General features: G+C 33.9%; 9 protein-coding genes. 6 read left to right on the top strand and 3 right to left on the bottom strand.

The features are described 5' to 3' along the window. The first annotated feature begins 35 nt into the window (after window positions 1-35). The 6 genes from DK442_RS02585 to DK442_RS02560 all read left to right on the top strand — a co-directional run bounded on the left by DK442_RS02585 (window position 36) and on the right by DK442_RS02560 (window position 6,011). Window positions 36-1,466 carry a SusD/RagB family nutrient-binding outer membrane lipoprotein gene (locus DK442_RS02585; protein WP_109434268.1) on the top strand — a complete coding sequence of 477 codons (1,431 nt, stop codon included), beginning with the start codon at window positions 36-38 and terminating at the stop codon, window positions 1,464-1,466. A gap of 18 nt (window positions 1,467-1,484) precedes the next feature. Beyond that, window positions 1,485-2,828: a sodium:solute symporter gene (locus DK442_RS02580; RefSeq protein ID WP_109434267.1), complete on the top strand. Its 1,344-nt coding sequence runs from the start codon at window positions 1,485-1,487 to the stop codon at window positions 2,826-2,828. Continuing rightward, window positions 2,810-3,679 (top strand): metallophosphoesterase, encoded by an 870-nt coding sequence (locus DK442_RS02575; protein ID WP_109434469.1) that lies wholly within the window; start codon window positions 2,810-2,812, stop codon window positions 3,677-3,679. Before DK442_RS02580 ends, DK442_RS02575 begins: the two co-directional genes overlap by 19 nt. Window positions 3,680-3,769: 90 nt before the next feature. Then, window positions 3,770-4,651, top strand: coding sequence for a helix-turn-helix domain-containing protein (locus tag DK442_RS02570; RefSeq protein ID WP_109434266.1), 882 nt, complete (start codon window positions 3,770-3,772; stop codon window positions 4,649-4,651). 98 nt (window positions 4,652-4,749) lie between these two features. Beyond that, a complete protein-coding gene (locus DK442_RS02565) occupies window positions 4,750-5,616 on the top strand; it encodes a nuclear transport factor 2 family protein (RefSeq protein ID WP_235010891.1) in 867 nt (288 codons plus the stop codon). Window positions 5,617-5,708: 92 nt separating this feature from the next. Next, a complete protein-coding gene (locus DK442_RS02560) occupies window positions 5,709-6,011 on the top strand; it encodes a hypothetical protein (protein WP_109434265.1) in 303 nt (100 codons plus the stop codon). A 234-nt stretch (window positions 6,012-6,245) separates the two neighbouring features. Here DK442_RS02560 and DK442_RS02550 read toward each other — a convergent pair whose 3' ends face one another. The 3 genes from DK442_RS02550 to DK442_RS02540 are packed head-to-tail and all read right to left on the bottom strand — an operon-like array spanning window position 6,246 to window position 11,530. Beyond that, window positions 6,246-7,592 carry a DUF3526 domain-containing protein gene (locus tag DK442_RS02550; protein WP_109434263.1) on the bottom strand — a complete coding sequence of 449 codons (1,347 nt, stop codon included), beginning with the start codon at window positions 7,590-7,592 and terminating at the stop codon, window positions 6,246-6,248. Next, window positions 7,589-9,040, bottom strand: coding sequence for a DUF3526 domain-containing protein (locus DK442_RS02545; protein WP_109434262.1), 1,452 nt, complete (start codon window positions 9,038-9,040; stop codon window positions 7,589-7,591). Before DK442_RS02545 ends, DK442_RS02550 begins: the two co-directional genes overlap by 4 nt. A gap of 3 nt (window positions 9,041-9,043) precedes the next feature. Then, window positions 9,044-11,530 carry a TonB-dependent receptor gene (locus DK442_RS02540; RefSeq protein WP_109434261.1) on the bottom strand — a complete coding sequence of 829 codons (2,487 nt, stop codon included), beginning with the start codon at window positions 11,528-11,530 and terminating at the stop codon, window positions 9,044-9,046. Window position 11,531 lies beyond the last annotated feature (1 nt).

Genomic DNA, 11,531 nt, shown 5'->3' with positions numbered 1-11,531 from the left:
TCGTACGACAATAGCGAATTGTTAAAAATAAAAGAATGAAAAAATACATATATATTATTTTGAGCAGCATATTTTTAATTGGCTGTACTTCAGATTTTGAAGATATAAATACGAATCCTAATGCGCCTGTTGATGTACAACCTAGCTTATTGCTCAGACAAGTAATCTATGATTATGGAGAACAGATGTCTTATGAAGGTTTTGTTGCAGGTAATTTACTAGGACAGCATTTAACAGCATTGGATTTTAATTTATTTGATCGTCATGCACTCAATTCTCCACAATTGGGAGGGAATCCCTGGTCGATTTTTTATAAAAACCTTCGGGATAATGAACTCATTATAAGAAAATCGAGAACATCAGAGACTTTTGCTGTATATGAAGGACCTGCTTTAATTTTTAAAGCATACATGACAATGGCGTTAACAGATCTTTTTGGAGATGTGCCTTACAGTGAGGCTTTTACAGGAGATGTCGGAGTGGTAAGACCAATTTATGATACGCAAGAAGATATTTATCTGGCTGAAGGAGGAATTTTGGATAATCTGGAAAAAGGTATAGAAGCAATTAATATGTATTCTGGAGTAATTACTTTGGAAGGTGATATTCTATATGATGGAAATTTGGATAATTGGATTAAGTTTGCGAATTCTTTAAGAATTAAAGCATTGATACGAATATCTTCACAAGAAAATATAGCGACAACGCTGCAGGATATCGTAACTGAAGGTAATTATATAAAAACCAATACAGAAAATGCCATTTTTGAATTTACCGATGGAGAGCCGAATAATTTTAGAATGGCCAGATTGAGAGCTGGAGATTTTAATAATTTTGTGATGTCAGAAACTATAGAAGATGTCCTGACTGGATTAAATGATCCCCGTGTAAATGTATTATTCAGGTCATTTGGTAATGCAACCGGTATAGCATATAATGGATTGGTTAACGGTATTGATGCTTCTCAGACAACAATTTCTTTATCTGATTACTCACTTGCGGGAACTGTATTTAGAGAAAACACAGGTGATCTTAATGCCAATTATATGACAGCCTGGGAAACTAGTTTTTTATTAGCTGAAGCTGCATTAAAAGGAATTATTACAGAAAATGCACAGACATTATATGAAGAAGGAGTAGCACAAGCTTTTGAGTATTGGAATACCGAATTACCATCAAATTATTTAGCAACCACAGCAGCATATAATAGTACCAGTGCATTAGAACAAATTATTACCCAGAAATGGATAGCCAATACAATTAATGGTTATGAGGGATGGATAGAGTATCGCAGAACGGGTTTTCCTGTTCTTAAAAACGTTTCTGCTAGTTTAAATAATGGAGTAATTCCTATAAGAATGCCATATCCGGCAGAAGAAGCTACGCTTAATACTACTAATTATAATAGAGCAGCAGAGAGAACCGATAACAATAGTATCAATTTTCCGGTATGGTGGGATCAATAGTAAAATAAGGATTGTTTGATGAAAGAAATCGAAATTTGGCAATGGAGTTTAATTGTACTTTCTAGTCTTTTGTTTTTCTGGTGGTCTCCATTAGCAAAAACAAGGGAACAGTTTTATCAGGCTAGTAAGAACGAAAAGCAGCGACCTACATTATGGATGCTAACAGGAAGTCTGGTTATTTCCTGGATCTTTGCCAAAAGTATTACGAATGCTGCCAATTTGGGGTTGAGTTTTGGAATTGTTGGTGGAGTAGCATACGCAGGGTATTATCTCTCATTTGCAATTGCTGGAGTCATTATATATCAATTACGAACCAAAGGAGGGTTTAAAAGTATACATCACTTTTTAGGATCACGCTTCGGGCAAGGGTCTGTATTGCTTTTTTCTGTATTAATTGGTTTTCGGTTGTTTAATGAGGTGTGGTCCAATACAATGGTGATAGGATCCTATTTTGGAACTGTAGGAAGCTCATCTTATTACTTAGCTATCATTGTTTTTACAGTATTAACACTTGCTTATGCATTAAAAGGAGGCTTGAGTAGTAGTATTTTTACAGATGTGATACAGATGGGGTTATTTTCTATACTGTTATGTATTATATTATGGAATATATTCGAGGTAAAAGATTTCTCTATTAAGGATGTTGCATTATCCGGAGAATGGACAATGGCTTTAGGGGGAAATTTATTACTTGCAGCAATCATACAATCATTTAGTTATCCGTTTCATGATCCTGTATTGACCGATAGAGGATTTATAAGTGCTCCAAAAACAACACTGAAGAGTTTTTTATGGGCTACTGTGCTGGGTGGATTATGTATTATTTTGTTTAGTGTTGTAGGTGTTTTTGCAAAACAACAAGGAATTGAAGGACAAGCTGCCGTAGCAGTAAGTAAGACTTTTGGAGTGTTCATACTCCTGGTAGTAAATTTTATTATGATTACATCTGCTGCTTCTACATTAGATTCTACTTTTTCATCGTCGGCAAAACTCATAGCTATTGATTTAAAATTAGGAAAGGAAGTATCTTTTGGACGTTGGATGATGGTCATTGTTGCTATTATAGGGACAATACCAGTATTTCTTAATGCAGAAATTTTATCAGCTACTACAATTAGTGGTACGATGGTGATTGGATTAACACCTATATTTTTGTGCTGGAAAAAAGAAGTCCCTAAAATCAGTTTTTTCTTATCTGTGGGTAGCGGATTAGTATTTGGAGTACTATTAGTTTTTGATATATTTCCACAGCAATTCATATTTACTACTGGGAAATATGCAGATTTATTATGGGTAAATATTTGGGGATTGATAGTTTGTTTCATTTTATATTTTATACCAACATGGATAAAAAAACGATAAATCTGGGAGAAATAAGAGGTAAGGTATTACTGTTTGGAGGAGTATATAGCAATTTACAAGCTTTAGAAAGTTTGATTGCTATAGCAGAAAAGGAAGGAATCTCTCCCAAAAATTGTTTCTGTACCGGTGATATAGTTGGATATTGTGCACAACCAGAAGAGACAGTAGATCGTTTTATAAGTTGGGGAGCACAATCTATTATTGGTAATGTAGAAGAACAATTACGATCAGGAGCGCTGGATTGTGGCTGTGATTTTAGTGTAGGTTCCAGGTGTGATAACTTCTCTAAAGAGTGGTATCCTTTTGCTCAAAAAGAATTGTCAAAAGATTCTATTGATTGGATGAAAGGATTACCAAACCATATCTCGTTCGTTTTTTCAGGTAAAAAGGTAACTTTAGTTCATGGGAGCTATAATCATATTTCAGAATTTATATTCAGATCATCTCCTTGGGAAATAAAACAACAATCTTTTGATGCGGTTAAAAGTGATATTATAGTGGCCGGGCATTGTGGATTACCATTTTATGATATTCATAAAGAATTACTTTGGTTAAACCCTGGGGTAATTGGCATGCCGGCAAATGAAGGAAAAACAAGGGTTTGGTATGCAGTTATGGATGACCTTAATGGTTTTTCTTTCCGATATCATACCTTAAAGTATGATAATCAAACGGCTAATGAACTAATGTTATCCAGAGGTCTGCCAAAAGAATATGCGCATACATTGCAAACAGGTTTATGGGATAACATGCAAATTCTTCCTGAAGAAGAAAAAATGTTATGTGGAAATGATATTAATGATACTATAATGATGAAGCATGAAAAAAATAAAAATCAGGAGGTGATCTGAAACGTATAGTTTAATAAATTTAATGTTTAACCAAAGATATTATTACAGTGCAGGTATAGCATATATGTTTATCATCCAAACTATCAGTATATGTCCAAAGAAATCCCAAATATTTCATTTAAGACTCAATATCCAGAAATAAAGGGGATAGAGATATTTTTATTTGAAGACTTAATTGAAAGAAAGGATAATTTGGACCATAATCCAGAAAAAGCACACCAGCTAGAATTTTATATGTTAGCTTTTTATACTAGTGGAACAACGCAGCATTTGGTAGATTTTACTTGGCATGAAGTACAAGAGAATACTATTGTTTATTTGGTTAAAGGACAAGTTAACGCATTCAATTTCAAGAAAAATGTGAAAGGTTTTATCATACTTTTTACCGAAGAGTATTTTAATGAGAGATTAAATCACCTTCCGAGTGATGCTGTAATTAGATTATTTACTTCGCATTTATTTTCTCCAAAAATTAAAATTCCTGAAAGCTCAAGTGTAAACAATTATATTCAATTATTATATAAGGAGTTTTATGATGAGGATGATAGTCAGTACAATAAAAAGAATATTATCAATTATTTATATAACATTCTCTTCTCAAAATTAGAACAACTACAGCAATATCAGACATTCTATCTTAAAGACTCTGGTAAACTCAACACTTTTTTAAAATTCAAATCACTCTTAGAAAATAATTTTTATAAAAGTAGAAATGCCGATTTCTACGCTTCCGAATTGCACATTTCTTACAAACATTTGAATACCATTTGCAAAGAGATTATAAATATTACTGCCAAAAAGTTTATAGATGAATTTATTATCCTAAAAGCAAAAAGGAGCCTGATAAATTCATCTATAAAAAGTACTCAATTGGCTTTTTCTATGGGATTTGAAGAATCCAGTAACTTTGTCAAATACTTCAAGAAACATACGGGATTAACCCCAAATATGTTTAAAAAACTGCATGATTAGAAATGTAGGTTCGATATTAACCTATTTTACATCAACATTAACCCACGATACTTCATATTCTCACGCTAATTTTGTGCTATAATCAAAACTTAAAAAGTATGAAATACTCAATCATAGTGTTGCTTATGCTTGCTACGGTGGCTTGCAATGCAAAAAAAGAAGTAAAACCAATAAAACAAGAAGAAAAGATGGAATTATCTAATAAAGAAAAAGCAGTAGCATTATTAAACAGCTTTAATACAGGTGACCAAACAGCAATAGGGTACATCAATACAAATAAATATATCCAACATAATTTGGCTGTGGGTGATGGTTTATCAGGTTTTGGAGCCATAATGAAGAATGCTCCTGAAGGAGGTTTTAAAGCTAATGTGGTACGAGCATACCAAGATGAAGAATATGTATTTATCCATACGATTTATGACTTTTTTGGACCAAAAATCGGTTTCGATATATTTAGATTTGAAGAAGGTTTGATTGTAGAGCATTGGGATAATTTAACTGCAGTAACTCCTGCAAATCCAAGTGGACATACACAAACTGATGGTCCCACAAAACCTGAAAGTTTAAATAAAACAGAAACCAATAAAGCTTTGGTGAAAGATTTTATTTCAGCGATTTTAATGAAAGGCGAAATGGATAAAATAGGGAACTTTATTAATGAAGGTGCAGAGAATTATATACAACATAATTCTGTTATCGCTGATGGATTATCAGGACTAGGTCAAGCATTAGAGGGAATGGCGAAAGAAGGAATTGCTATGGAGTATTCGACTATTCATAAAGTATTGGGAGAAGGTAATTTTGTACTTTCCGTCAGTGAAGGTAAACTTGGAGGTATTCCAACTTCATATTATGATCTTTTTCGTGTAGAAGATGGAAAAATTGTTGAACATTGGGATATCGTTGAAACCATATTACCAGAAGCAGAAAGAAAAAACAACAACGGAAAGTTTAATTTTTAAATAAAATCGACTTTTTTAAAGAATAATAGATAGTAAAAAAGGTTGCTTGATTACAAAGACAACCTTTTTTATCAAAATTACCTTTTGTAGATATGCATGCTGGTGATGCACTTCCTAAAGTTTCACAAAAAGGATGTGAAATGGTATTGGCAATGGGATTTGATTATTCGATTATTTTTAATGTTTCTGAGAAACGACTAAAAAAACTTAGTTTAGCCTTCCATCGCAAGATTCCATCTGTGGATATCGAATGTGGGCGATTGGGTATTCCTACCAAAACTGAAATTGATCGAATTGTAAATGGAATGTTCTCATTGTTTATGAACTTAAAAATGATTAACTCAAACAAACAATCCGATTTAACGAAAACAAAACCCATAATAATTGATAAATGATTTATGATAAAAGTAACCCAACCAGACTCTTCTATACTAAAAAAAAGGCTGGTAATTTAATTGAAAAGAGAGAGCCGGTTGGTTACATTACGATTTTTTTTGGTAACAAATTAGAGGATATTAAAGCATCGCAAAACAGTATGATACTTTATATGATAGGTACTCCACCCATCAATAAAGATGAAACCATTATGAATATTGCTATAATTCCTTAAGTTTTTAAAAGTTTTTTCATTATAAACGCCGTACCATTGGTATTGAAATTAACATCATAAACACTGATGCTAATAATAAGGGTAACATATCCTGTACGGGTTTTAAATTAGCTTTTGTGTTATAATATTCAGGAGTAAATTGATTCCAATCAATAGTATCCGCATGCTGCTCTTCAAATATTTTTGGATAGAAAAAAAGCCTTAACCTCTCATGAAACGCCTCGGTTTCATTAAGGTATTCTATATGTTGACTCATGCTGGTGCCTGCTGATAGATTAAAGGCCAATTGGATATACATATTAGGGATTACTGATGCAATTTGCTTACTAGTGCGCTCCCGTAACTCGATCTTTTCACTTAAGGCATTCTGCTGAGTCTTTGAGTCATCATCTCCCATTTGTTGCATTGCATAATACCATAACCAATTAAATCCATCTGTAGGATATCCGTATTTTTTAAATTGTGGATAATGCTGATAAAACTTTTCAATTGTAGCCAGCTTATCAGTATCCCATTTGGTATGATACCCATCTCGTTGTGCTATTGCAGTACTTAAAGCTTCAGGTACGGGATATTTTGAAGATATATAAGCATTGATTCCAGCAGGTAATAGAACAATTAAAACCAGCCAAATCGATAGCAGTAACAGTGCATTAAAACCAGAAGACTTCTTAAAAACAATAACAAAAAAAGTGAGTGTAAACCAAAATATGATATATAGCATAGATAATCCCAGTATAGAAAGAAAACCGCTATTTATAGGTATATTGAGTATAAATTTTGCAAGGCAAAAAAGAAATATCAATGCCACAAATAATAACCCTAATCTGATCAAAAGTTTGGAAACAATAAACCCTAGTTTGGATTTCGTTTGAATCGACACCAGGCGCCAGGTACCGGTTTCTGTCTCTTCAGAAATAACATTAAAGGTTAAAACAATAACCAATAGAGGGAATAAATAGATAATTACAAAAGAAAGATCAAGATTGCCAGATTGTAAATTCATAGGATTGACCAAATCGGTATCAAACTTTTGCGCTTCAAAGGTTTTGATTGTAATTCGTTTAACTGTAGGATTGATATCTCCTTGACCAATAGATATTCCTGCCAATGGATTTAGAGTATTGATATGGGCAAACTTCAAATAATATAATAACAATCCTAAATCCTCATTATGAAGAGACACTTGTCGATCAAAATGTTGCTCTTGATACATTTTTACTTCAGTAATTGCTTCTTGTTGTCGTGAGAGGTGTTTGCTCCCAATGATTATAGATAAGATACCCAATAATGTAATTAGCAATAAACTAATCCAGACTTCTTTTGACCGAATGCATTGTTGCAAAAATAACCTGTATTTTATCATATCGCTTTAGCTCTTTTTGAGGTGAATAGCAACAACGCGAAAGCAATTATTGTCCATAATAGTATCGAAATTATTGCCGGAATGGCTTCTTTAAATGAAGCACCAAATTCTATAGGCTTATGGTGGAAATCTGAGAATTCTTCCCAATGCTCATGATCCACTACATGAGTTTTTCCTTCAGAACCACTTTCTTTCTTTGGACTGATATATTCCATTTGAAGTTCATTCATCGTTTGAGATAACTGATAACGATAGTCATCTGCCTGATTTTGGAAATCTATATAAGACGAAAAATCTGTTCCTGCTATCGTCATCGATAATTGTTTGATAGCCGTAAATGGATTGATAAAAGATGAAAATCTAGTAATGTTATTTTGATTAGTATACGTGTTTACCAAATTTGCATGATGTTTTTTGTATAAAGTAGAAGTGATTTTTTCACCTTCCCGCATCACAAAACCAGAATAATTAAAAGGTAAATCGGTAACCTTACTTACATTATGTACGGCTAATACCGAATCCCGTAGCTTGTTGTAGTGAGGATCATTAGGATTATGGCTGTCCCCTTTTTGGATTTCTTCTTTCTCTATTGCCGATTGAAAAGCTAATTTTGTAGGTGTTGGAAACCAGTAATTTCCCATAGCTTGAGCAGATTTAGGCAAAAGCACGATCAGTAACAACCAAATGCCTAATAACCGTAATAAAGCATCTTTTGGGCTACTACTACTAGCAGATACTACGATGGTAAAGGTAGAAATGACAAACAGGAATGCTAAATACCCCAAGCCTATTAGTGAAACTCGAAACCACTGAAGGCTATTTGTCATTTGATTTTCTAATACCAAAAGCGTAATAATTACCACTAATATAGCGGGAATAAAAAATAGAGTCGAGATTCCGAAAAGTCCAATTGATTTTCCAAACAGAATTTCTTTCCAGTTCCCTCCTTGAGATAGTACTATTTTTAAGGTTCCATTTTGTTTGTCGGCAGCAATACTTGAAAATCCTATGAAAAATAGGATCAATGGCAGCACTAATTGTAATAGTAGGGCTAAACTCAATTCTCCAAATCGCAACGTACCCGTAGAAAATGTTGCTTCAGAAAAGTTAACACTGTTTTGCCTGTGAGCTTCCAGAAACACAGTACTTCCTGTAAAACTTTCTAATCCGTAATCAAAAATACCCAAAGATGGGTTTACTCGAAATGCAAAAGTACCAAAATGAGCCATTCGGTGAGGATGTTTATCAGGGTTGGCTTCCCAGCTTTGTCGGGCTTTAATTTGGTGATCTTGTCGAATATCATTTTGAGTGATAAGATTTTGAATACCGCTAACAGCTGCAAAAGCTGTTAGCAGTATAAAAATTGAATATAAGAGATAAAAAGTTTTTGGCGTAGTCGCATTGTGCCAAAAGTTTAATGCGAATAACCGAACGTTTGCCCACTTCATCTTTTAGAATTTATACGTTGTGGTTAACAATACGTTTCTCGGAGCGCCAGGGAAAAGCCTGGTGGCGTTTAATGCACCATTCCAATAGGTTTCATCCAATAGATTATTAAGCTTTAAAGCAATTTGCATATCGATTCCAGAAGGGCGATAGTATACTGCTGCATCAAATATCGTGTATGATGGTAATTCTATACGATCTCCATACCATGACAAACGATCTCCACGATATTCTGTACCAAAACCTACTCCGATATTTTTTAAAGCTCCATGCGTAAAATCATATCGTCCCCAAAAATTAGCACTATGTTCAGGTGCTCCTCCAATACGTTCACCAATTAAAGCTGGATCATCATCTTCTATGATTTCTGCATCAATAAAGGCATAGGAAGCACTTACTTGAAAGTTAGGTAATACATATCCAGTAAGATCCCACTCAAAACCTCGACTACGTTGTTCTCCTCGTTCTGTCAATACGGATTCATCATTAGGATCTTGTTGTAATAGATTTTTTTGAGTTATTTGATATACAGCAGCATTAACTATTACTTTTCCGCCTAAAAATTCTCCCTTAGCACCAAATTCTATGTTGTCACTTTCTAAAGGATCAAAACTAGCAGGAGAACCTGCCCAGAAAAAATCTTCGGTAGCAGGTGAAAGCGTAACGGTGTTAGACTGTGGCTGAAACCCTTCTACATAGGAACCATAAACACTAATATTTTCAGTAGCTTCATATGTTAGCCCTATTCTAGGTATAAAAGCCTCGTTCTTATTAGACTCTTCATTATTTGATTTGTAATCAAAAATATCTTCATACCAATCATATCGAAGATTTAGTAATGCAGAAAACTTACCAATCTTAAATTGATTCTGGATATAAATACCGTTTGAAGTGGTAAGATTCGCAGGAATAGCAAATTCTGAAGTGATATAGCCTGAAGTTTCTCTGGCTGTATTATTAGGATCCGCGAGATTAAAATGGTCAACATTGGGTCTAGGTGCTGTTACACCATTGATGTCAATAGTTTCAAATTGAGCTGCTTCAGCAGGGTCAAAAGAAGTTGCAGTACCATTCAATCTTCTATATCTACGAGCACCATTCGATGCTCCACCTATAGTTCGTTCCCATCTGCTACCATCATATCCTACTAATAGTTTATTGGTAAACGAATCATTTTCAATATCAAAATTAATATATGCGGTGTAATTATCTGTAATCCAAAACTGTTGTCGTTCTACGTAACGTAATTCGGCAAGTGTAGGAATCGCATTTCCATCAATATCTACAGCGGCAGAACCGGCAACACGATGCTCTGCAAGGTCTTCTTCCCAGGTTTGCTTCATATAGGAAGCATTAAATCCAATATTATCAGTAATTTCTTTACTAAAATTACTGATCACCATAAACTCTTTTGAAGAATAAAAGTCGTTAGCGGCTCCAACATTTGTTGAGATATCTGTACTTTTTAGATCAAATTGACCATTAATAGGGCCAAAAAGCGGTTGACCCCGATCCAAGTTTCCAACACCACTGCTATATATCATTTCTACGTTTAGTGCTGTGGTACTATTTGGTAAAAACGTGATAGACGGTGTTATCAGAAATTGATTGTTCTGTACTAAATCTCTAAAAGACCTTGCTTCTTGAACTGCAGTGTTAAAACGATATAATAAAGTTCCAGAATCATTTAAGGGGCCTGTAAAATCTGCGGTTGCTCTTAGTGTTCCAAAACTTCCTACTGTGGCACTTACTTCATTTCTTTTTTCCTTTAAAGGTTTTTTAGTTACCAAATTAACTGATCCACCAGGATCAACACTAGAAAAAGTTACAGAAGAAGGTCCTTTAATAACTTCTGCTCTTTCTATATGTGATGTAATAGGTTGTAAAAAATAATATTGACGAGTTCTCATACCATTAATAAGCTGGCCGTCTTCTGCCTGAATGATACCTCTAATATTAAAATGATTATAGAACCCTGTATGCGTTACACTACTAGAATTTTTTATAGCATCTGCTATCTGAAAGGCTTGTCGATCGTTAATTAATTCTTTAGTAATGGTTGATACTGCCTGAGGTAATTCTCTGTTTTTTATGGCAACCTTTGTCGAAGAAAACGAATAATCACTGTTGTAATCTGTTCGTGCACGACCAACGACTTCTACACTTTGTAGTTGTTCTGTACCTTCTTCTAATTGAATAGTCCCTACATCAAATGTTGAACCATCACTAATTTCAATTGTATTTTTATAGGACTGTAATCCTAAATAACGTACTTCGATATCATAATTTCCCGAAGGAGCATCTATTTCAAATTTCCCTGATTTATCAGTTAATTTTCCAAAAGTATTTTCTGCGTTTTTTAATAAAATTGTAGCTCCAATTATTGGTGTATTTCCAGTATCGATGATAGTTCCTGTTACTTGTACTTGTGCAAATGTGGCACAACTACATAATACAAGTAAAAGGATGGATAGTGATTTAAAAAGTTTCATT

This window comes from Aquimarina sp. AU119 (assembly GCF_900312735.1).
Lineage (GTDB): Bacteria > Bacteroidota > Bacteroidia > Flavobacteriales > Flavobacteriaceae > Aquimarina > Aquimarina algiphila.
The sequence above is the reverse complement of the archived record's forward strand: the minus strand, read 5'-3'. Positions and strand labels throughout refer to the sequence as shown.

Excerpts from the sequence above, each read along its gene's own strand:
- DK442_RS02585 (WP_109434268.1), top strand. The coding sequence starts at position 36 with ATGAAAAAATACATATATATTATTTTGAGCAGCATATTTTTAATTGGC.
- DK442_RS02580 (WP_109434267.1), top strand. The coding sequence starts at position 1,485 with ATGAAAGAAATCGAAATTTGGCAATGGAGTTTAATTGTACTTTCTAGT.
- DK442_RS02575 (WP_109434469.1), top strand. The coding sequence starts at position 2,810 with ATGGATAAAAAAACGATAAATCTGGGAGAAATAAGAGGTAAGGTATTA.
- DK442_RS02570 (WP_109434266.1), top strand. The coding sequence starts at position 3,770 with ATGTCCAAAGAAATCCCAAATATTTCATTTAAGACTCAATATCCAGAA.
- DK442_RS02565 (WP_235010891.1), top strand. The coding sequence starts at position 4,750 with ATGAAATACTCAATCATAGTGTTGCTTATGCTTGCTACGGTGGCTTGC.
- DK442_RS02560 (WP_109434265.1), top strand. The coding sequence starts at position 5,709 with ATGCATGCTGGTGATGCACTTCCTAAAGTTTCACAAAAAGGATGTGAA.
- DK442_RS02550 (WP_109434263.1), bottom strand. The coding sequence starts at position 7,592 with ATGATAAAATACAGGTTATTTTTGCAACAATGCATTCGGTCAAAAGAA.
- DK442_RS02545 (WP_109434262.1), bottom strand. The coding sequence starts at position 9,040 with ATGAAGTGGGCAAACGTTCGGTTATTCGCATTAAACTTTTGGCACAAT.
- DK442_RS02540 (WP_109434261.1), bottom strand. The coding sequence starts at position 11,530 with ATGAAACTTTTTAAATCACTATCCATCCTTTTACTTGTATTATGTAGT.